The 21,135-nt window shown below is 50.0% G+C and carries 24 protein-coding genes and 1 pseudogene; 15 read left to right on the forward strand and 10 right to left on the reverse strand.

Features of this window, described 5'->3' with window-relative positions:
• Positions 1-206: 206 nt before the first annotated feature.
• The 3 genes from DZK30_RS05980 to DZK30_RS05990 all read right to left on the reverse strand — a co-directional run bounded on the left by DZK30_RS05980 (position 207) and on the right by DZK30_RS05990 (position 1,933).
• A complete protein-coding gene (locus DZK30_RS05980) occupies positions 207-929 on the reverse strand; it encodes a (Fe-S)-binding protein (RefSeq protein WP_118973149.1) in 723 nt (240 codons plus the stop codon).
• A gap of 38 nt (positions 930-967) precedes the next feature.
• Complete coding sequence (locus DZK30_RS05985) at positions 968-1,531, reverse strand: hypothetical protein (protein WP_118973150.1); 564 nt, start codon at positions 1,529-1,531, stop codon at positions 968-970.
• Positions 1,532-1,612: 81 nt separating this feature from the next.
• Positions 1,613-1,933 (reverse strand): rhodanese-like domain-containing protein, encoded by a 321-nt coding sequence (locus tag DZK30_RS05990; protein ID WP_118973151.1) that lies wholly within the window; start codon positions 1,931-1,933, stop codon positions 1,613-1,615.
• A 184-nt stretch (positions 1,934-2,117) separates the two neighbouring features.
• Here DZK30_RS05990 and DZK30_RS05995 point away from each other — a divergent pair, with 184 nt between their 5' ends.
• Complete coding sequence (locus DZK30_RS05995; RefSeq protein ID WP_118973152.1) at positions 2,118-2,408, forward strand: YtxH domain-containing protein; 291 nt, start codon at positions 2,118-2,120, stop codon at positions 2,406-2,408.
• Between the two features lie 74 nt (positions 2,409-2,482).
• On the opposite strand, the gene DZK30_RS06000 is transcribed toward DZK30_RS05995, so the two are convergent.
• The 4 genes from DZK30_RS06000 to DZK30_RS06015 all read right to left on the reverse strand — a co-directional run bounded on the left by DZK30_RS06000 (position 2,483) and on the right by DZK30_RS06015 (position 7,733).
• Positions 2,483-3,196 (reverse strand): head GIN domain-containing protein, encoded by a 714-nt coding sequence (locus DZK30_RS06000; RefSeq protein WP_118973153.1) that lies wholly within the window; start codon positions 3,194-3,196, stop codon positions 2,483-2,485.
• A 29-nt stretch (positions 3,197-3,225) separates the two neighbouring features.
• The gene (locus tag DZK30_RS06005) at positions 3,226-4,218 is read right to left on the reverse strand and encodes an AAA family ATPase (RefSeq protein WP_118973154.1); all 993 of its coding nucleotides are present in this window, start codon (positions 4,216-4,218) and stop codon (positions 3,226-3,228) included.
• Positions 4,219-4,333: 115 nt separating this feature from the next.
• A complete protein-coding gene (locus DZK30_RS06010) occupies positions 4,334-4,666 on the reverse strand; it encodes a dihydroneopterin aldolase (RefSeq protein WP_118973155.1) in 333 nt (110 codons plus the stop codon).
• A 130-nt stretch (positions 4,667-4,796) separates the two neighbouring features.
• A complete protein-coding gene (locus DZK30_RS06015; protein ID WP_118973156.1) occupies positions 4,797-7,733 on the reverse strand; it encodes a M16 family metallopeptidase in 2,937 nt (978 codons plus the stop codon).
• Positions 7,734-7,953: 220 nt separating this feature from the next.
• Between DZK30_RS06015 and DZK30_RS25700 the strand changes: the two genes are divergently transcribed.
• The 5 genes from DZK30_RS25700 (at position 7,954) to DZK30_RS06040 (ending at position 9,835) form a co-directional block, all read left to right on the forward strand.
• A complete protein-coding gene (locus DZK30_RS25700) occupies positions 7,954-8,208 on the forward strand; it encodes a class I lanthipeptide (RefSeq protein ID WP_162902884.1) in 255 nt (84 codons plus the stop codon).
• A 196-nt stretch (positions 8,209-8,404) separates the two neighbouring features.
• Positions 8,405-8,707 carry a class I lanthipeptide gene (locus DZK30_RS06025; protein ID WP_118973158.1) on the forward strand — a complete coding sequence of 101 codons (303 nt, stop codon included), beginning with the start codon at positions 8,405-8,407 and terminating at the stop codon, positions 8,705-8,707.
• Between the two features lie 89 nt (positions 8,708-8,796).
• On the forward strand, positions 8,797-9,072 hold the full coding sequence (locus DZK30_RS06030) for a class I lanthipeptide (protein WP_118973159.1): 276 nt from the start codon (positions 8,797-8,799) through the stop codon (positions 9,070-9,072).
• Between the two features lie 44 nt (positions 9,073-9,116).
• Entirely contained in the window at positions 9,117-9,350 is a 234-nt protein-coding gene (locus DZK30_RS06035) for a class I lanthipeptide (protein WP_118973160.1), read from the forward strand.
• 194 nt (positions 9,351-9,544) lie between these two features.
• Positions 9,545-9,835, forward strand: coding sequence for a class I lanthipeptide (locus tag DZK30_RS06040; RefSeq protein WP_118973161.1), 291 nt, complete (start codon positions 9,545-9,547; stop codon positions 9,833-9,835).
• A 61-nt stretch (positions 9,836-9,896) separates the two neighbouring features.
• Here the strand turns inward: DZK30_RS06040 and DZK30_RS06045 are convergent.
• Positions 9,897-10,165 (reverse strand): annotated as a pseudogene (locus DZK30_RS06045) (DMT family protein).
• A gap of 184 nt (positions 10,166-10,349) precedes the next feature.
• Here DZK30_RS06045 and DZK30_RS06050 point away from each other — a divergent pair.
• Positions 10,350-11,720 carry a dipeptidase gene (locus tag DZK30_RS06050; RefSeq protein WP_118973162.1) on the forward strand — a complete coding sequence of 457 codons (1,371 nt, stop codon included), beginning with the start codon at positions 10,350-10,352 and terminating at the stop codon, positions 11,718-11,720.
• Between the two features lie 136 nt (positions 11,721-11,856).
• On the opposite strand, the gene DZK30_RS06055 is transcribed toward DZK30_RS06050, so the two are convergent.
• Both DZK30_RS06055 and DZK30_RS06060 read right to left on the reverse strand, forming a co-directional pair.
• A complete protein-coding gene (locus DZK30_RS06055) occupies positions 11,857-12,138 on the reverse strand; it encodes a DUF721 domain-containing protein (protein WP_118973163.1) in 282 nt (93 codons plus the stop codon).
• A gap of 39 nt (positions 12,139-12,177) precedes the next feature.
• Positions 12,178-12,594: a Fur family transcriptional regulator gene (locus DZK30_RS06060; protein ID WP_118973164.1), complete on the reverse strand. Its 417-nt coding sequence runs from the start codon at positions 12,592-12,594 to the stop codon at positions 12,178-12,180.
• Between the two features lie 82 nt (positions 12,595-12,676).
• On the opposite strand from DZK30_RS06060, the gene DZK30_RS06065 reads away from it, so the two are divergent.
• From DZK30_RS06065 to DZK30_RS06100, 8 genes are all read left to right on the forward strand, one after another.
• Positions 12,677-13,423 carry a ZIP family metal transporter gene (locus tag DZK30_RS06065; protein ID WP_118973165.1) on the forward strand — a complete coding sequence of 249 codons (747 nt, stop codon included), beginning with the start codon at positions 12,677-12,679 and terminating at the stop codon, positions 13,421-13,423.
• Between the two features lie 26 nt (positions 13,424-13,449).
• Positions 13,450-14,331 carry a TraB/GumN family protein gene (locus tag DZK30_RS06070; RefSeq protein ID WP_162902885.1) on the forward strand — a complete coding sequence of 294 codons (882 nt, stop codon included), beginning with the start codon at positions 13,450-13,452 and terminating at the stop codon, positions 14,329-14,331.
• A gap of 80 nt (positions 14,332-14,411) precedes the next feature.
• Positions 14,412-16,235, forward strand: a complete 1,824-nt coding sequence (locus DZK30_RS06075; RefSeq protein ID WP_118973167.1) for a UbiD family decarboxylase — start codon at positions 14,412-14,414, stop codon at positions 16,233-16,235.
• 248 nt (positions 16,236-16,483) lie between these two features.
• On the forward strand, positions 16,484-17,113 hold the full coding sequence (locus DZK30_RS06080; protein ID WP_118973168.1) for a YiiX/YebB-like N1pC/P60 family cysteine hydrolase: 630 nt from the start codon (positions 16,484-16,486) through the stop codon (positions 17,111-17,113).
• A gap of 75 nt (positions 17,114-17,188) precedes the next feature.
• A complete protein-coding gene (locus tag DZK30_RS06085) occupies positions 17,189-18,361 on the forward strand; it encodes a class I SAM-dependent rRNA methyltransferase (protein ID WP_118973169.1) in 1,173 nt (390 codons plus the stop codon).
• Between the two features lie 23 nt (positions 18,362-18,384).
• Positions 18,385-19,089 (forward strand): response regulator transcription factor, encoded by a 705-nt coding sequence (locus DZK30_RS06090; protein ID WP_118973170.1) that lies wholly within the window; start codon positions 18,385-18,387, stop codon positions 19,087-19,089.
• Positions 19,089-20,486: a HAMP domain-containing sensor histidine kinase gene (locus DZK30_RS06095; protein WP_118973171.1), complete on the forward strand. Its 1,398-nt coding sequence runs from the start codon at positions 19,089-19,091 to the stop codon at positions 20,484-20,486. The genes DZK30_RS06090 and DZK30_RS06095 overlap by 1 nt, the downstream gene beginning before the upstream one ends.
• 133 nt (positions 20,487-20,619) lie before the next feature.
• Entirely contained in the window at positions 20,620-21,105 is a 486-nt protein-coding gene (locus tag DZK30_RS06100; RefSeq protein WP_118973172.1) for a universal stress protein, read from the forward strand.
• Positions 21,106-21,135 lie beyond the last annotated feature (30 nt).

The raw sequence follows: 21,135 nt of genomic DNA on the forward strand, positions 1-21,135 counted from the left end.
GTCTTAAATTCCAAGGACCAAGGATCAAATTCTAATTCCAAAGTTGGCAATGGGCAGTTAGCAATTTTCAAATAATAAATTCCAAGTTCCAAATCCCAATACTCAATACCTAATACCCCATACTCAATACCTAATACCTAATACTTAATACCTAATACCTAATACTTACAATTTCTAACATCTAACGTCTAACATCTAAGAAAAAATCACCAGCCACTGGCCAGCACGTCGGCGATATGCATGGTCTTCATCTGCAGGCCTTGTTTCTGGATATAGGTGTCGATATGCATGAGGCAGGAAAGATCGGTGGAAATAAGGCAGTCGGCGCCGGTTTCGATCGCACTTTTCACTTTAGTATAGGCCATACCGGTCGATATGGGCTCGTACTTTACAGCAAAGGTACCGCCAAAGCCACAGCAAGTCTCGCACTCTTTCATCTCAACCAGCTCCAGGCCTTTCACTTCTTCCAGTAACTGGCGGGGCTGCGCCTTGATACCACACTCCCGCAGCGTGCCGCAACCGTCGTGGTAGGTGGCTTTGGTGTGCAGGGTGGCGCCGGTGTCGGTAACATGAAGCACATTGACCAGGAATTCGGTGAATTCAAACAAGTGTGCCTTTACCTTCCGTACATCGTTATGCTCAGCGGAGTTTTCGAACAGCTTTTGATAATAATTACGTACATAGCCCGTGCAGGAGCCGCTCGGGGCTACGATATAATGGTCGTTATCGGAAAAATCTCTTAGGAATTTCTTGCCTATAGAGCGGGCTTCATCCCAATAGCCACTATTGAAGGCCGGCTGTCCACAGCAGGTTTGCTGGTGATTATAGGTCACCTCACAGTTGAACTTTTCCAGCACTTTTACCATATTGAAACCTGTTTCGGGAAATAGCTGATCGACAAAACAGGGTATAAACAGATCTACTTTCATGTTGTAATATTGATACCGGCAATTGACGGCAATAGGGTTTAATCCAGCAGGCGCAGCAGGCGGTTGTCGATCATCTGGAACAGGAGCTGCGGCTGGTGTGTGCGCCAGGCAGGATATTCCTGCAGAAAGGCGTAATGCCCTATGTGGGCCTGCCGCATTTCGTCATGCGCATGCTGCGGCATGTTCAGGAATACGATCCAGCCGCCTTCCTCGCTAATGTCTTCGCTCCATTCTTCATAATAGCTTTCGTCGCTGCTGTGGAAGTTGAGCACGTTCTCGGTAATAAGGAGAAACTTAAAAATGCCCCTTGCGATCATAGGATCGATGATGCTGCGCTTCAGCTGCATAATGTCGTTCTCTACCGCATCGTTCCATTCGCCTATAAACTCGATGATCGCGAAATTCTGATCATAGTCAGCATAGAGGATCTTGAGGTATAAGGTGCGGGAACCGAAATCATCCCATTGGGGATGGATATAAAAGTTGTACACCGTATTGGAAAATTCGAATTCGCTGTGCTCTTTCCCATATAGCGGCGACAGCTCATCTTCTTCGGCTGTATACAAATGGCGCCAGTTGTAGTATGGCTCTAGTTCATGCATAGTGTAAATGCCCCGTTTCTCAATCTTTAACAACGAACCATGGAATAAGTTAGCCGGAAGCGGCTGTTTTCCGGGGAGCTGCTAGCCAATCTTAGCGTCGCCAAATTTAGCCTGCCAGTCCATGATGCCGCCGACCACATTCACCGTTTTCCCAAATCCCATTGTTTCCAGCAGCATACAGGCTTCCATGCTGCGCTTTCCGCTGCGGCAATGAACGATCACCTCCTCGTCTTTCCAGTTGTCGATACCTTCGGTATCCATCTGGCGCAGTTTGCTCAGGGGCAGCAGCAGGGCGCCGATGTTGGCTGCGGCATATTCATCGGCTTCGCGTACATCGAGTATATGCAGTTGCTCGCCGGCGTCGAGGCGCGCTTTTAATTGTTCGGTGGTTATGTTTTCCATATATGCTTGCTTTCTTTTTTTATGAATGCAAAGGTAAAATTTCCCGCAATAGCAGCGTAAAAATATCTCATTCCTTCAACTTTATGCATCGATTGGTGTTGATGGGTAGGCAACGGGCCAGAGAAAGAAAATTGCCGGTGAGCTAAAAGAGCCGGATCTGTTTTTCATTTAAAAGCGAACCTAAATGAGATTTTCAAAATTCACGGCGGGCGTGGTGTCCGGTTTTGTCCTCGGATTATTGCTGGCCCCCGAAAAGGGTGAAGAAACCCGTAAAAAAGTGCGGGAAACCGCCGAAGCCTGGAAGCATCGCCTTAATAACCTTTTTGGAAAAGGTGAAGGGGAGCTGGACGAGCTGAAAGATATCCTGGAAAACGAAGCGGAAACCCTGAGCCATGAGGTACGGCAGAAACTGTTGCGCCTGGTGGAGGAGAACCGTAAGACGTACCAGGAGGCCAGGCAGCAGTCGCTGTCCTGAATGCCGCAAACTATTGGGTAAAACAGGGGCCGGATGATTCCGGTCCCTGTTCCTGCGCCGGTGTATGCCGCCGTCTAATCGACATGCTTCACATCGCCTGCGCCCGATATATCTTTCTTGATCGTAGCCGGATTGCCTTTATATTTGACCGTACCTGCACCGCTGATCTCTACTTTAAGCGTTTGGGCGGCCCATACTTCCGCTTCGCCTGCGCCCGAAATGTCGATCTTTGTGTTGTCGGACATTAATGGAAAGGCTTTGATGTCGGTAGTGCCGGAGCCGTCTACAGACAGGTAGGCTACCTTGCCTTTCAAGTTGATCTCTGTGCTCCCGCTGGCATCTACACCCAGCTTATTGGCTTCGATAGCCAGATCGGCATTACTCGCCCCGCTAAGCGATAAAATGATCTCGTTGCCCTTGATTGTCTGTTCCGCATATAAATTACAAGCGCCGGAGCCTTCCAGGTGGCGGAATTCGGGAGCGGTAACATAAACTTCTATGGGTTTGGTGGGATTAACACTTGTATTATTACCGAAGCCGACCACCAACTGATCCTTTTCGACATATACTTTCATTAAGTGCAGCAGGTTCTCCTCTGCATCCACCTTCACACTATAGTCGGGACCCTGTTTTATATGGACATTTAATGCCGAACGGGCGTCTATACCCTTAAAGTCCTTTTGGGGAAAGTTTTTGCTGATGACATGGCCGTCGCCTTCCACCGTATTCGTATTACAGGAGGCGAACAAGGCCGAAGCTGTCGCTGCGGCTAACAGAAATTGTTTCATTATATTGGTTTTAACGGCGATAGTTCAAATCAGTATAGTTTGAGCTTACTCAACCGGTCCATTTCCTTGTGTAAGATCTGGTCAAAAGCTTTCAGCTTTGCTTCTCGGTTGCGGTAGATGAGGCGATGGTCGAGCACCGCGCGGGCAATTGCCTGCACATCGTCCTCGATCACAAAGCTCCGGCCTTTTACGAGGGCAAAAGCCCTGAGACAGCGCAGGAATGCAATGCCGGCACGCGTGCTGGCACCCAGCGTGATCTCCTGGTGCTCGCGTGTGCCCCTTACGATATTGGATACCGCCTGGATAATCTCGTCATGAACAAATACGGACTCCGCTTCCCTGCGGAGGTCCAGCACATCCTGCGGGTTCAGCACTTGCTTCAGGTGTTCCAGGTTGTCCTGGATACGGTCGTAGTTGCGGTAAATATCGACCTCTGTCGCGGCATCTACATAGCCGAAATAGATCTTCATAAAGAAGCGGTCCAGCTGAGCGGCGGGCAGGGGATAGGTGCCTTCCATCTCGACAGGGTTCTGCGTCGCTATGGTAAAGAAAAGGTCTTCCAGCTTGGTTGTGGTATCGCCCACGGTGATCTGGCCTTCGGCCATACATTCCAGCAGGGCGCTTTGTACTTTGGGGGAGGCCCTGTTGATCTCATCGGCCAACAGCACATTGCAGAACAGCGGTCCTTTTTTAAACACAAAATCGGTATTCCGCTCATCAAAGAGATGCGAGCCGATAAGGTCCATCGGCAACAGGTCGGGGGTAAATTGTATCCTCTTGAAAATGATATTGCCATCTTCCCCGTGTCCGCTTACTGAATGGGCCAGGGTACGGGCCAGCACTGTTTTGCCGGTGCCGGGATTGTCTTCCATCAATACATGTCCCTTAGCCAGGAGACAAGTGATCACCATTTCTATCTGCAAGCGCTTTCCGCGGATCACACTTTCCATATGGGTGATCAATTGCGGAATGCGCTCTTTTGCGGTATCTGTGCCGGGTTGCCCGGCGCTGTAGTCTTCCATTGAATCTATCCGGTTTACAGGTTACAATGTTAACGATTTTATTCGATCGGCATCTAATGCCACCGTAAAATTTTATGTGAAACAAGGGCCCGGCTATGCTCTATTTCCGGCCAGGTCAGGATTCCCACTGCACTTCGGAATAGTCGATCTGGCCTGCCATAGGCGGGTTCCGTTTACGTACCGCAACTTTGATCCTGCTACCGGGATAAGCGCCGGTAACGCCTGCAACAATACGCTGCAATACCGTTTCCAGCAAATGGGCCGGTTCCTGTACCGCCGCTTCGGCAATTGCATGCAGCAGGGCATAATCAATAAGGGGCAGGTTGTCGATCGCCGCCTGCTGCGATACAGAAAGGAAGAGCTCAATCTCATTGCCGAGGAAGGCCTCCTGCGGATAAAGACCAATCGGCGCCTGGAAGCGGACTCCCGATAAGGATACGGTAAGCATCGTGTGCGTAGTATGATTTGAAGCGCCAAAGCTACTGGAAATTGCGATAGGAGCGGAAGGCTTCTTGCGGGAAAGGCATAAAAAATGGCGGTCTTATGACCGCCATTTCAAGGTTATATGATCGGGAAGATCAATAACCGAATATTTCCTGGAGATTCAGCTTTTTGAACTCACCCAGCTTCTTCATGTCTTCTTCCTTCAGCTTGTCCTGAGAGGCTACGATGCAATAAGCAAAGGGCTTATGGCTCATTTCCTGGTCGTGGAAGGTCTTCAGATCTGCAAAGGTAAACTTAGGCGTTGCCTCATAAGTGCTCTTACGGATGTCAAAATCGCGTCCCATACGTTGGGAGCTCAGGTAGTAGAACAGGATACCATCTTCGCTGTAACGCTCGGTAGCCAGCGATTTGCGCAGGCCTTCCTTGGCATTGCTCAGCGCTTTGTCCGATTGTGGCAGCGTTGTGAGCAACTCGTTCATGCCGGCAACAGCTTCGTTGAACTTATCGGCCTGGGTACCTACGTAAGCCAGCACGCTGTTGCGGTACTCCTTACGGCTAGGCGTTGCAAAGGCGGAATAAGTAGAGTAAGCAAGGGCTTTGGACTCGCGTATGGTTTGGAACACGATAGAGCCCATACCACCGCCGAAGTACTCATTGAACATAGAGATCACAGGTTGCCTGGCGCTGTTGTACTGGTCGGCGTTACGCATCCAGAAGACTTCGGCCTGCACCATATCGAAGTGCGCGAAAAGCACTTGCGATTTGTTCTGATCCAGCTGGGGGAATTTCCGCGCTGCGGGCATGTCCTTAAACGTTGCCGGGGCGGGGTGCACCTTTTGGATGCCGGCAGCCAGCTGTGTAGCGGTCTGCGGGCCATAGTACAGAATACGATGCTTATAATCGGCAAGATTATGCAGCACGGCTACTAGGTCTTCCGCTTTCAACGCCTCAAGCTCCGCGTCGGTCAGCTCATTGTTGAAGGGGTTCTGCGCGCCGTACATAGCATAGCTGCGCAGGCCCGCCATGATGGCGCCTTTGTTCTGCTTCTTATTCAGTCTTGCTTTCTTCAACCTGCCTTTGTAGGCATTCAAGGCATCAGCATCGGCCTGACAGTTGTGCAGCAGGTCATCCAGCATCGCTACCGCTTTGTCGAAATTGTCCTGGAGACCGTCGAGACTGATGGTGGTGTTTTCACCACCAGCGCTTACATTGAAAGAAGACGCCAGCTTATAGAAGTCGGTGCTCACCTGTTCGGCCGATTTGTTTTTTGTACCCAGGTACTTCAGGTAGTCGGCTGCGATAGGCAGCAATTTGCTCGACCAGCTGCCGGTCTCGAATTGATAATAAAGACGGAACAACGCATTGTCTTTGTTCTGCACAGCCAGTACCTCATAAGGTCCCGACTTCGCTGTTTGAATGTCCTTCTTGAAATCGACCCAAACCGGATCGATCTTGTTTTCCGGCATCGCATTCACTTTTTTCAGGAAGTCGGATTGCGCTTCCCGGTTTACTTCTACCGGCGTGATCGGCGGCTTGTCTACTTTTACGATGTTCTTATCCTCGCCCTGACGCTTGTATACCGCTACGTAGTTGTTGCCCAGGTATTTGTTGGCAAAAGCAATGATGTCGGCCTTGGTGATCTTGCTCAGGTCATTGACATAATCCACTTTGTCTTTCCAATTGGTCTCATCGGTAAAATTGCTCATCAGGTTGCTTGCCCTGCTGGAGTAGTTTTCATTTTCTTCGATGATCCTTTTGCGCTCATTATTGATGATGGAGGGGATGAGGTCGTCGGGGAAATTACCTTTCTTAAGGTTGTCGAGCTCGGCCAGCAGCAGGCTTCTTACTTCATCCAGCGATTGACCCTCTGTGGGGCGGCCTTGCAGCAGCAGCACGCTGTAGTCCTTCAATACATAGGGGTAAGCGCTTGCGCTCAGCAGCTTTTGTTTCTGGATCAGGTTCAGATCGATAAGGCCGGCTGCGCCATTGGTCAGTATATTACCGACCAGCTCTACCATTTGCGCATCTTTGGTAGCTGCGCCCGGAAACCGGAAGCCCAGCATAATGTTTTCGGGGTCGGGGCCCGTTACCTCTGCCGTAACCGGGGCCGCGATGGGCGCCTCGGGATCAAACTTGTAAACCGGGATCGCTTTGTTCTGCATATAGCCGAAATCTTTGTCGATCTCTGCGATCACCTGGTCGGGATTGAAATCGCCCGACATCACGATGCCCATGTTGTTGGGCACATAATAGGTGTTGAAGTATTTACGGATCTCGATCAGCGAAGGATTTTTCAGGTGCTCTACCGTACCGATGGTAGTTTGCTTGCCATAGTTATTATTGGGGAAAATAGTGGCAAACATTTTCTCAAACACTTTGCGGCCGTCATTGTCTAGGCCGCGGTTTTTCTCTTCGTACACCGCTTCCAGCTCGGTATGGAAAATACGCAGCACAGGAGCGCGGAAACGCTCCGATTGCACCGCAAGGTATTTATTGATGGCATTGCTGGGTACGTCTTCGGTGTAAACGGTCTGCTCAAAAGAGGTGAAGGCATTGGTGCCTTTCGCGCCCATAGCACCCATCATTTTGTCGTATTCGTTGGCGATCGCAAATTTGGCGGCCTCACCCGATACACGGTCGATGTCTTTATAGATCGCTTTGCGCTGCGTTTCGTCGGTTGTCTTATTGTACTTTTCATACAAGGCATCGATCTGGTCGAGCAGGGGCTTTTCCTTGCTCCAGTCGAGCGAGCCATAACGGTCGGTACCTTTAAACAGCAGGTGCTCCAGGTAGTGGGCCAAACCGGTATTGGTTGCCGGATCGGTTTTGCTACCTGCCTTTACCGCGATATAGGTTTGTACCCTGGGCTCTTTTTTACTCGGGCTCAGGATAACGGTAAGTCCATTTTTTAGGGTATAGAACCGGGATTGGGTAGGATCGTTGGTCACGTACTTGTAAGAATAGCCGCCGGAGCTGGCATCCTTCCATTCCGTTTTTTGCTGTGCAAAAGAACCATGGACCATACCGGCGGCCAGGGCCGCTGTAATGGTGAAGGAGCGTAATAGCTTCATAATAAGGTGAGAATTATTTGATCAGAACGTCAAAAATAAGTCCTATTGCGCCTTTTCGCAACTTCCAAAATAAATTTTACCTCGAATCGTCAAAAAATCACCCTGCACGGGTGAATTGAGTAATGATACAGAACTAGTATAAAACACGTATTTTCTTTGGGCTGCAGATTTTATGCATTCTGGGTGCATAATTTTATCTTTCACTAAACCACTTATACAAATGAAAAAGAAAACCCTTCAGCTCGATAAAAAATTGATCCTGCGCAAGGCCGGTGTTGTTGCGCTTAACCCGGAGCAGCTTCCCGATATCCAGGGTGGCGCTACCGGCATCCCGTGCAATCAGACCATTCAGTGTCCGGTTACCCAGTTTTGTAATCCATCGGTAGTGCTCTCCTGCAATACACGATGTCCCGGTTGCCGAAGCTTCGATATCCGGGATTGTATTTCTCATAAGATCACACCGGGATGTCACTAAGCCGTTGTTGACAGGATTATAAAATTTGTTGTGCCGCACTCTCTTTAGAGGGCGGCTTTTTTTACGATCAGCAGCCCGGAAATAGCATAGTAGAAAAGACGTATTTTCCTGGTATAAAAGACGTATTTCCGTGCCCACTGCAGGTTTCGTGCAGTTGAGGGTAATAGTTTTGCCTTTCATTAAAACCCCAATACGTATGAAAAAGCAAAAGATCGCGCTGGGCAAGCTGGCCCTCAACAAAGAGCGCATCACAGACCTGAATGCCGATGAACTGAATAATGTGATCGGTGGATCCAATGCTGCTACCATTTGCCAGGTATCAGTTCAGATCATCTGTCTGCAAACCGTGGTTTGCGTTACCCGTACCCCGCAATGTGTGATCGTTACCCGCCCGCCCAGGTGTGTTATCGGACCGGTAACCCTTGGCGGATGTCCGATCAATTCTATTGCCTGTAACCCGACAGAAACTATCGGCGGCCCATCTGAAGTGATCCATTAAGACCTGTTTGACCGGGTAGGCTGTCTCTACGGAGACAGCCTCTTATCTTAAAGCCTTGTATCGCTTTTAATCGCAAAACTTTGTTCACAATGAAAAAGCAAAAACTTTCTTTGGGCCGGTTATCCCTGACCAAAGCACATATTGCCAGCCTGAATGCCGCATCGCAGGATGAAGTGTTCGGTGGCAATGCTTCGTTGGCCGGCTGTCCGGTAATATCCCTGCAGGGCACCTGTGTGACCCGGATATGCGCCACGCGTATCCAGGCGCTTTGCCCGCCACACACGGGCATTACTGTATATCCCGGCTGTCCGCCGCCCACGACATCGCTCAACAACAATTGCCCTACGCTGGCTTGTACACTCTGACCATAAGCCAGACGCGTATTTACTTATCCTTTAAACCCTGTTTTATGAAAAAGACCAAAATCGGATTGGGCAGAAAACTGATCCTTTCCAAAGAAAACATCAGCAGCCTTGATGGCAATAGCCAGCTGGCGATCAAAGGCGGCGCCTCCGTAAATATTTGCGCCGAAACGGATATTTGTCCCGTAATCAAAACCAAGATCTGCCCGGTAATTCCTTCGGCAGGTTGCGTTACCCATAAGCATACCTGGTGCTGGGTAGCGGGCGGTTCCTGCCAGTAAGCAGCGGTGCAAAGCGTAGTGGGCTGCTGCAAGGCCATACTGGTCTTTTTATCTCCTGTAACTGGTTAGCTGTACACAAAGCGCTTTAGTATAAAAGACGTATTTCACTCGTATAAAAGACGTATTTATGCCGGTACTGCGCAGTTTGTGCAGTGGTCGCAGGTAGCTTTGCTGTACACTAAACCCCTTTTTTTATGAAAAAACAAAAGCTTACGCTGGGCAGGCTGTCTCTCAACAAAGAGCGCATCTCCGGCCTGGATGCCGGCCAGGTTACGGGCGGGGCGCCCTTATCGGTGAACATTCCCTGCCAGGTAACATTGCTGGTCAATTGCCAGCAAACAATACTTTGTCCTACGCGGCAGGTGCTCTGTCGTACTACCCGGATCCCCATCTGTGCCGATCCGCTTACGGTAGGAGCGGCCTGTCCACCGGTATCGCTCGCTTGCAATCCGCAAACCCTGGCCTGTGGCCCGGGTGGTTTCTGATCCTGAGTTTATCCAGGAAGGCCGTCCCGCAATGGACGGCCTTTTTTACATCAGTCGGTCCTTACTGCCGGGATGAGGGCAAAAACATGAAGTACACAGCGCCGATAATAAAGAGAACGGCCATCAGGTAGTTCCACCGGAATTGCTCCCTGAGGAAAAACAAGGCAAAAGGAAGAACATCGTAAGCAAAACGATCTCCTGCATCGTTTTCAGCTGGAAGGGGCTGAAACCTTCCTGCTTGCCGAAGCGGTTGTTGGCCGGTACCATAAATACATAATCAAAAAAGGCAATGCCACAGCTGATGAGATGTCCGTACCAGGCGTAGGTCATGAAACAGTTAGCGGCCGGGAGATAAAGAATAGTTCACATTATTTTGTTTAAGTAAATAATCGTTGAGACGGCCGTTTTAAAATGCCCTGGCTGGTACAATTGTTCAATGAATGCAAAATAATATACCCTGCGGGGAGATTTGAATCATTTCGCTTACTTTTGAGCCTCTAAAATTGTAAAACACATGCAAGTCTGGAAAGATTATCTTGAAACCAACAAAGACCGTTTCCTGGATGAATTGCTGGAACTGTTGCGGATACCTTCCGTAAGTGCCGACAGCAAATATAAAGAAGATGTGGCGCGTTGCGCAGAAGCTGTAAAACAGCATATGCTGGCCGCCGGATGCGATAATGCGGAAGTTTGCCCCACAGCCGGGCATCCGATCGTCTATGGTGAAAAAATAATTGATCCCAAGCTGCCTACCGTCCTGGTATACGGCCATTACGATGTACAGCCCGCCGATCCGCTGGAGCTTTGGCACAGCGGCCCTTTCGAGCCGGTAATTAAAGATGGCAGAATCTATGCCCGCGGCGCCTGCGACGACAAAGGACAAATGTTCATGCACATCAAAGCATTTGAAGTGATGAACAAAACCAATACCCTGGCTTGCAATGTGAAGATGATGATTGAAGGTGAGGAAGAAGTGGGTTCCGACAACCTGGGCAAATTCCTTGAAGCCAATGTGGAAAAGCTTAAAGCCGATATCGTCCTCATTTCCGATACTTCTATGATCAGCATGGAAAATCCTTCCATCGAAAGCGGTCTGCGTGGTCTGGCATATATGGAAGTGGAAGTAACAGGTCCCAACCGTGATCTGCATAGCGGTGTATATGGCGGCGCTGTGGCCAATCCCATCAACCAGCTTTGCAAAATGATTGCTTCGCTGCATGACGAAAATAACCACATTACCATTCCCGGCTTCTACGATAAGGTGCTCGATCTGAAAGCCGAAGAGCGCGATGACCTCAATAAAGCGCCCTTCGACCTGGAAGAGTATAAGAAGGAGTTGGCGGTAAAAGAAGTATGGGGTGAGCTGGGCTATACCACCCTGGAACGTACCGGCACCCGTCCTACACTTGACGTAAATGGTATCTGGGGCGGCTATACCGGCGAAGGCGCTAAGACCGTATTGCCTTCCAAGGCTTATGCCAAAATATCCATGCGCCTGGTGCCCAACCAGATCAGCAAGGAAATATCCAACCTGTTCACCAACCATTTTGAGAAGATCGCTCCTCCCGGTGTTACCGTTAAGGTAACCCCGCACCATGGCGGCGAGCCTGTGGTAACGCCTACAGATTCACCCGCTTACCAGGCGGCTGCCAGGGCTATCCAGGCTACCTTTGGAAAAGATCCCATTCCTACAAGAGGCGGGGGTAGTATTCCCATCGTGGCTTTATTTGAAAGCGTGCTGGGACTCAAGACCGTACTGCTGGGCTTCGGACTGGACAACGACAATATCCATTCGCCCAATGAAAAGTACGATGTGTTCAACTATTACAAAGGCATCGAGACCATACCGTTCTTCCACAAGTATTTTGCGGAGAGCAAAGGATAATGCTTTAAAGCGATAAGCAGAAAGCCACCCTTAGCGATGAGGGTGGCTTTGTTTTGGCAAAAAAAATTGTCAACTATTTTGATGGAAATACTGTCGTGCTTATAGGTTTTATTATGCCTTAATAGTGCTGTGAAATCTATTTCACCACTACATCAGTCACCACCTTCTCTCCGAAATACTCATTGATATTGGCGATCACCTGCTGCTTGCCGAATTGCAGCTCCTGCTTGAGCGGAGCGACATCGGTGGTGACGATCAGGACACCTTCTCTTAACTGAACGTTGCGGGTATATTTGGCTATAGTGGCCCCCATGATCTTGGGCCATTCCCGTTGAATGCGGATCTCGTTGATGCGGGTCTGCCAGCGGGCGCTTTTGAGGAAATTGCTTAGCGATTCGCCTATACTTAGCATGGCCATAGGTAGGGTAGTTTTGAGGTGAAGCAAAGATAAGGATCGTCAGTCTTGCGCGGTACATTTGTTGCAATAACCTTTGATCTGCACATCGATCGTGGTTTTGCTGAAGCCTTTGGGCACCTTCATGTCACCAAGGGGGAATTCTTCGTCGAGGCAAAATACCTGACCGCAGTCGAGGCAAATAAAATGGGCATGGCAGTGCCTGTCGGCAGCAGGCCTTGCCGTATAGGCATATTTGGCGATCCCGTTGGGATCCATGATCTTGTGCAGGATGCCCGATTCTTCGAAAGCATGCAGTGTACGGAAAAGCGTGACCCTGTCAAAGTCGACGTCCAGCGCCCTGGACAGGTCCTGGTGCGACAATCCTTTATCCGAACGCATCAGCACGGATAGTACGGCCTTCCTCACTTTCGTATTCTTCAGACTATGCTGCTGCAATATCTCTTCTACACCTTTCATGATGCAAAGATAAGGAATTTAAATGCAACTCTGTTGCGTTGTTTTGGGAAATTGATGTAGTTTTGCCCTCCATTTTACCTTTATGTTCTTTCTATATAGTCTTGTTCTTTTTCTCATAACCCTCGCCGGCGGCAGCATGCCTTTATGGAACCGTGGCTGGAACGAGCAGCGTATGAAATACCTGCTGGCCTTTTCCGGTGCATTCCTGCTCTGCATTACGCTACTGCACCTGGTGCCGGAGACGCTGGCGCACGAGCAGGCCGGGCATACCGGAGGCTTGCTTATTGTAGCCGGATTTTTCCTGCAGCAAATGATACAACGCATCACCCATGGCGTAGAACACGGCCATGTCCATTCCGGCGGCGATCACCATCATCATGTGCCGGTGCTGCCTGTATTTGCAGGGCTTGCAGTGCATGCCTTTAGTGAAGGCTTGCCCCTGGGCATTACCTATGCCGACACCGCTACCCAGCGTTCGTTATTTCTGGCTATCGCTTTTCATAAGTTGCCGGAAGCTATGCTTATTACATCCCTGGTCTATTTCAGCACGCATAACCGTACCAAAGCGACTATTGCCCTGGTCATTTTTGCCCTTATCACGCCATTGGCGGCTACACTTACGGCATTGCTGGGCGCCCGGTTCCAGATAGTCGGTACTATTGTACAATGGTGCATTCCCGTCATTGCCGGCGCGTTTATCCATATTGCCACCACCATACTATTCGAAAGCGGCACCCGTTCGCATGAAATGAACTGGAAAAAATGGACCGCTATGCTTTCGGGCATCGGCCTGGCCGTGCTTACCTTGCTGGACGGCCATGCGGGATAATGTTTAATTTTAACCCCAAAAAGATTATGTACAAACAATTGATCCTGCTATGTGGCCTTCTTTTTCTGGGCGCCCTGCCTGGCATGGCGCAGGCTGTAAAGAAGAAGCCGGTTACCGGGAATAAATCACTCCTGTGGAAAGTAAGCGGTAAGGGCCTGAAGCAGCCGTCTTATCTTTTTGGTACGCTGCATATCATTTGCCCCTCCGATTATTTGTGGACAGCAGCCATGCAAAAGGCTTTAGACGCCAGCAAAAAGGTAGTCTTTGAGATGGATATGGACGATCCTTCCCTGCAAAGCCGTATGACTGCCGGTATGATGCTGAAGGACGGCAAAACCCTTAAAGACTTTTACACCGAAGAAGAATACAAGCAGTTGACCGGCATTGCTACGCAAAACAATATTCCGCTCCAGATGATGCAGGGCTTTAGTCCCTTCGCGCTGGTGAGCTTCCTGTACCTGAAGGCCATTACCTGCACCATTCCCGAATCCTACGAGGGTAATATCACCAAGCTGGCTGCGAAGCAGCATAAGGAAGTGCTGGGCCTGGAAACGGTAGAAGACCAGGTAAAGGTGATCGAAGCGATAAACGTGGATTCAATTGCCAAAGCGGTATTGCGTATCGCCGGCGACCTGGATTCCTTCCGCCTGACTTATGCGCAAATGCTTGCTGTATACAAACAACAGGATATGCCGGCGCTGTACCAGCAGATCATCGAATCGCCCGATTACAAAGATGACCTGAATACACTGTTGTTTGACCGAAATAAAAAATGGGTGCCTGCTATAATCGATATGGCCAAGGCCCAGCCCGTATTCGTTGCAGTAGGTGCAGGTCATCTGTGGGGTGACAAAGGCGTGATTGCCTTGCTGCGACAGGAGGGATATACCGTAGAGCCGGTAAGATAAAGGCTATACCTGCCACTTCCCCAATCGGGGAGCGCAAGACTACCCCTGCAAAAAAGCCCTTTCAAAAGACAATAAAAGATATGTACCGCAGCCTGGAAGAATGTTTGCTTGACCTGGAAAAGCATGGCCACCTGGTCAGGATAGAAGAAGAAGTGGATCCTTATCTCGAAATGGCAGCGTTGCACCTGCGTGTCCATGCCATAAAAGGACCAGCCCTGTTGTTCACCAAGGTAAAAGGTTCCCGCTACCGTGCCGCGTCCAACCTGTTTGGAACAGTCGAGCGGAGCCGCTTTATGTTCCGGGATACCTGGAAAGCGGTGGAGCGGGTAATTGCGCTGCGCAACGATCCTATGGCCGCCCTGAAACGGCCCTTCCGGAATATCGGTACCGGCCTTGCCGCGTTGAAAGCATTGCCGGCAAAGAAAGCCTTTCCCGGCGGCGCTTTTGAAGAGATACGTATCGATGAGCTACCCCTTATTCACCATTGGCCTATGGATGGCGGTGCATTTGTGACGCTGCCACAGGTCTATACCGAAGACATAACGCAACCCGGAATTATGAACGCCAATTTGGGTATGTACCGTATCCAGCTGAATGGTAACGACTATGAAACAAATAAAGAGATAGGCTTGCATTATCAGATCCACCGCGGCATTGGTGTGCACCAGGCGAAGGCCAATGCAAGCGGCGTGCCCTTGAAGGTAAGCTGCTTTGTGGGCGGGCATCCAGCCCATACGCTGGCTGCGGTAATGCCGTTGCCTGAAGGACTGAGCGAGCTGACTTTTGCCGGGATGCTGGCAGGACGCCGTTTCCGCTATAGCTACGAACAGGGTTTCGCTATTTCCAATGATGCCGATTTTGTGATCACCGGGGAAGTATATCCAGGGGAAAACAAGCCGGAAGGACCTTTTGGCGATCACCTTGGCTATTACAGTCTCAGGCATCCTTTCCCGCTCATGAAGGTGCACAAGGTCTATGCCCGCAAAAATGCGATCTGGAATTTTACGGTAGTGGGCCGCCCGCCGCAGGAAGATACGGCTTTCGGTGCGCTGATCCATGAGCTGACCGGCGATGCCATACGCCAGGAAATACCGGGCGTTAAAGAAGTGCATGCTGTTGATGCCGCCGGCGTGCATCCCTTGTTGTTTGCTATCGGTAGCGAAAGGTATACACCCTATCTGCAGCAAAAGCAGCCGGCAGAGATCCTCACGCTCGCCAATCGTATACTGGGCACCGGGCAGCTAAGCCTCGCCAAGTTCTTGTTCATTACAGCGGAGGATGGCCCCAGGCTCGACACACACGACGAAGCTGCTTTTCTGAAACATATGCTGGAACGGATCGACCTGCGGCGGGATATTCATTTTTATACGCATACGACTATCGATACGCTCGATTACTCCGGCACCGGCCTCAATACGGGAAGTAAAGTGGTGTTTGCCGCCTATGGCGATGTTTTGCGGAACCTTGCGGATGAGGTGCCACCTGCCTTTCACCAGCTGGATGCCTTTAAGGATCCACATTTGGTGTTGCCTGGCATCGTGGCGCTGAAGACAGCACCTTTTACCAGCTATGAGCGTGCTGCGACGGAGATGGCACAGCTGAATCAGCAATTGTTGCGATTAACGGACATAGAAAAACTGCAGTCATTGCCATTGATCGTGATTGCCGATGAACCGGATTTCCTGGCGCAGCAGCTGGGCAATTTCCTTTGGGCGACTTTTACCCGCTGTAATCCCTCGCACGATCTTTATGGGATCGATAGCTTTAGCGAGTATAAACACTGGGGCTGTCGCGGACCCCTGGTAATCGATGCACGAATCAAACCGCATCATGCACCGCTCTTAATTCCCGATCCTGCTGTGGAGGCCAAGGTCGATCGCTTAATGGAACGGATATTTAAATAGACTGGTATCATCATAAATTATAAGTAGCTATCCGCCTAAAGGAAACCAAACCCTTTGCAAAAGCTAGTTATTCCTTTTGCATGAATAATGCATTTTTGTTTGGCTTCTAAACTATATGCTAATATGCTGAAGCGTCGTATCCTATAATAACAAAGACGCTTACGAGTGTCGCTCTTATTACATCAGATGTTATGATCACGAATCTTTATGTGTTGAAACTTGGCTTCTCTTAGCCTTATCTTTGCCCCATGAAAAGATTGCTTCTTTTAGCCCTCGTATCATTTACCATATCGGCTTCAGCACAGCCCGGAAAGGACTTTTCCTGGCAGACCGGCGACCTTATTTTTCAGGACCTGGACTGCGGGGAAATGTGTGATGCCATAGAAGCTGTTACGCAGGGATACGAAGGCAAAGCTTTCTCTCATGTAGGCCTGGTGGATAGGGAAGGGGACAGTGTCATGGTGATCGAGGCACTGGGAAAGGGTGTGCAGATGATACCGCTGGAGACCTTTACGCGCAGAACGGAGCATAAAATGTATGTAGGGCGTGTAAAGCCGGAGTACAAAAAGCTGGTGGAAAAGGCGATGGCTTTTGCCAAACAACAGCTGGGCAAGCCTTATGATGATGCCTTCCTTTATGATAATGGCAAATATTATTGCTCCGAGCTGATCTACGACGCCTTTAAGCAGGCCAATAAAGGCAAGCCTTTTTTCCGGCTGGAACCCATGACCTTTAAGGAGCCAGGCTCTGGCGCTTACTTTCCGGTATGGATAAAATATTACCGCCAGCTTGGCGTAGATATCCCGGAAGGGAAGCCAGGATGCAATCCGGGCGGCCTTTCCCGGTCGGATAAGATCAGTATCGTGGGAACAATATAGCCGCCAATCGCCCGATTTTCCGGGCAGCCCCTTGCTTCGGCAGGCCATTCCAAAGGTTCAGCGTATATTTGCGGCATGGCGAAAATTTTTCTGAGAAAGAAGATCAGTTCCCGCATTGCAGATGGACATCCCTGGATTTTTGGCAATGAGATCGGAGACGAGGAAGGACAGTATGAACCGGGTGATGTCGTCGATGTGTTTTCTTCGAATGGCTCTTTCGTGGGACGCGGCTATATCAATCCGGCCTCACAGATCAAGGTGAGGCTGCTCACCCGCAACCAGCAGGAAGAGATCAACGATGCCTTTTTCCACAACCGGATACAAAAAGCATGGGACTACCGCCGCAAACTCGGCTATACCGAAAACTGCCGCCTTATTTTCGGCGAGGCCGATGAGTTGCCGGCGCTTATCATCGATAAGTTCAACGATTATATTGTGATCCAGACCCTTTCGCTTGGCATCGAACGTTGGAAAGGAGCTATCGTAGCGGCTTTGCAGGCGATCTTTAAGCCAAAGGGCATCTATGAGCGCAACGATGTGCCCGTGCGCGAGCTTGAAGGAATGCAGCAGCAGAAAGGCTTTTTGACCGATCCTTTCGACACCAATATCATCATTAATGAGAACGGCCTTAAATTTCATGTAGACATAGAGAACGGGCAAAAGACCGGCTATTTCCTGGATCAGCAGGATAACCGCCGCGCTATAGGACAGGTAGTGGCCGGAGGCGATGTGCTGGAAGCTTTCTGCTATACCGGCACCTTTTCCATGCATGCTGCGATGTATGGCGCCAAAAGCGTCCTGGGACTGGATATTTCCGATACCGCGATCAACACTGCCCGCCGCAATGCTGAGCTCAACGGTTTCCAGGATACCTGTAAGTTTGAAAATGTAAACGCCTTTGACGTACTGAAGCAATGGGTAAAAGAAGGTCGTCGTTACGATACCGTGATCCTGGATCCGCCCGCTTTTACCAAGAGCAGGGAGAATATACAGAAGGCGGTAACCGGTTATAAAGAGATCAACCTTCGCGGCATGAAGCTGCTGAAGCCCGGAGGCTTCCTGGTAACGGCTTCCTGCACCAACCTGGTGCCGCCCGAATTGTTCCTGAAAACCGTCGAGATGGCTGCAAAGGATGCACGTAAGACTATACGCCAGGTGAGTTGGCAAACCCAGGCCGCCGATCATCCTATTCTCTGGAATGTGCCCAATACCCAATACCTTAAATTCCTCATTGCAGAGGTGAGCTAAAAGAGAGATACTTCCCGTCTTATATGCCGAACAGCCCCAAGAAGATACTCCTGATCGAAGATGAGGCCGCCGTGGTCAACCTGCTGAAACGGGGACTGGAGGAAGAAGGCCATGAGATATCGGTTGCCCTGGATGGCCGTTCAGGTTACGAGATGGCCACAAAACATTATTTCGATGCCCTTGTGGTAGACATTATGTTGCCGGGAATGAATGGCATCGAGATATGTAGGAACCTGAGGGAGCAACACAATACTACGCCTATATTGATGCTTACCGCGCTTGGCTCTACGGAAAATATCGTTACCGGCCTCGATAGCGGCGCCGATGATTACCTGGTCAAACCCTTCAACTTTGCCGAGCTACTGGCCCGTCTGCGCACCTTATTCCGGCGCAAGATGGGGATCGCCGAGGAAGAAACCATAAATGACAAGATAATATCATTGAGCGACCTGGAGCTCAACACAGATTCCAAAACGGTAAGCAGGGCGGGAAAGGCGCTGCAGCTGACCGCTACCGAATTCAGGCTGGCCGAGTACCTGCTGCGTAACCGTAACCGCGTGCTGAGCCGTATGGATATACTGGAATACGTATGGGGTGTAGATTTCAATATGAATACTAACGTGGTCGATGTTTATATCAATTATCTCCGCAAAAAGATAGACAAAGATTTTGAACCCAAACTCATTCATACAGTGGTAGGGATGGGTTATGTATTGAAGATCCAATAATGACCGTACATTGGCCCGGTATCAAGACACAGCTGAAGATCACGCTCCTGTACACCGTACTGACCGGAGCCACTATCCTGCTGCTCAGCTTGCTGGTCTATTACTTTGCACAACGGCTCTCGGCCGAGGATTTCTACAAGCGATTGGATATACGCGCCGTAATGGTAGCGCAAACCAATTATCCCCAAAATGCCGGTACCAGCGACCTGATCAAAGATTTACGTAACGAATACCTGGAAAAGCTGCCCGACGAAAAGGAATACTTCCGCGAGATCGGCAAGGACTCCGAAAGGGTGGCGATCCCGGGACTTTCGCTGCCCGGTTATTTCTACGACAACCTGCTCCAGGACGATAAAGCGGAATATAAGAGCGGCGACGCCTACTATGCCGGTATCCTGCACCGGCAGAACGGTAAGCGCATTATTGTAATCGTGTCGGCGCAAAACGAATATATTAAGAACCAGCTGACCAATCTGCGCCGTATCCTCCTGACCGGCTTTATCCTATCCACTGTTCTTATTTTTGCTCTGGGCTGGTTCTTTTCCAAGCGCATTTTCCTGCCGATACGCAAAATGACGCGCAGTGTACAGGATATCAATACCGAGAATCTGCACCTGAGACTCAATGTAGGCCGCAATACCGACGAGGTAAGCGACCTGGCACACACGTTCAACAATATGCTGGACCGGCTCGAGACCTCGTTCGAATCGCAGAATAACTTTGTGAGCAATGCCTCCCATGAGCTCAGCACACCACTGACCTCTATTATTGGCGAAGCCGAGCTGGCTTTACAGAAAGAGCGTAGCCCCGAGCGCTACCGAGAGGCGATGGCTATCATCCTTAAGGAATCGGAGCGGCTGAAGGCCATTATTCAAAGCCTGCTGAGCCTGGCGCAGACCGGCTTTGACGGCAAAAAGCAAAGCCTGGAAAGGCTGAGAGCCGATGAAGTGGTATTGCTGGCCAAAAATGCGGTCGCCCGCATCTATCCCGAAAGCCGCGTCAAGATAGATTATACCCTGATGCCCGAAAACGAGGAGCAATTGCAGATCATGGGCAATGAGGGCCTGCTGGTACTCGCGCTCACCAATATCATGCTCAACGCCTGCAAATATTCGGGTAACAAAGAAGTGACGGTAGCCATTGCTTCGGGCAGCGCCAGGCTTTACATTATTGTTAAAGATCAGGGTATCGGTATCCCATCCGATGAGCTCCGCTATATCTACGATCCTTTCTTCAGGGCCTCGAACACCGGTGTGGTCAAAGGCTATGGTATTGGTCTGCCCCTGGCCCGCAACATTATCCGCATCCATCATGGCGAGCTCCAGGTGACATCAGAGGTCAACCAGGGGACCGAGGTGCAGATCATGCTTCCTGTTGATAAAAGTCATCATCATTAATCCCGCTCTAATCTTCTAATAGGATTCTAATCCGTTTTTTAAGGTATTCTTATCGCGTTATTAGCCCCTGCTAATAAGGCCGGCGCATCTTTGTTCCCGACAACAAGATCACGTACACGCTAAAATTTCGCATATGAAGAATATCCTCATCCCAACCGATTTTTCTATAAAGTCGCTGAAACTGGTCAAGGCAGCCGTTGAACGTTTTCCTGAAGAGCAGCTGCAGATCACGTTGGTACATGCACTGAAACCGGATCATTCCATATCGGGACTGCTGATGCTCAATAAGCGGCTCACCGTACACCAGTTGTATACGGCCGAATTTACCGAAGCCTGCGAGGTGCTGCGGAATAAATATGCCTCTGTATTGAAGAAGATCCGTATAGAATTTTACTACGGCAGCTCCAAAAGCTACCTGAAAAACTTCCTGGAAGCCCGTAGTATCGATGCCATTCTGCTGGCACGGGATTATACTCTGCAGCCGCCTTCTAAAGCAGGCCGCGACCTTTATCCCGAATTAAGAAATAGTGGCTATCCAGTATTTGAAGAACCGCTTCAGACAGCAACACAAAGAACATTGGCCGGTGAGGCGTCGCTCTCAGAGCTTTTGCCTGCCTGAACCCAAGCCATCCAACCCAAAAAGACTGAA

Source organism: Taibaiella koreensis (assembly GCF_003545715.1).
Classification (GTDB): domain Bacteria; phylum Bacteroidota; class Bacteroidia; order Chitinophagales; family Chitinophagaceae; genus Taibaiella; species Taibaiella koreensis.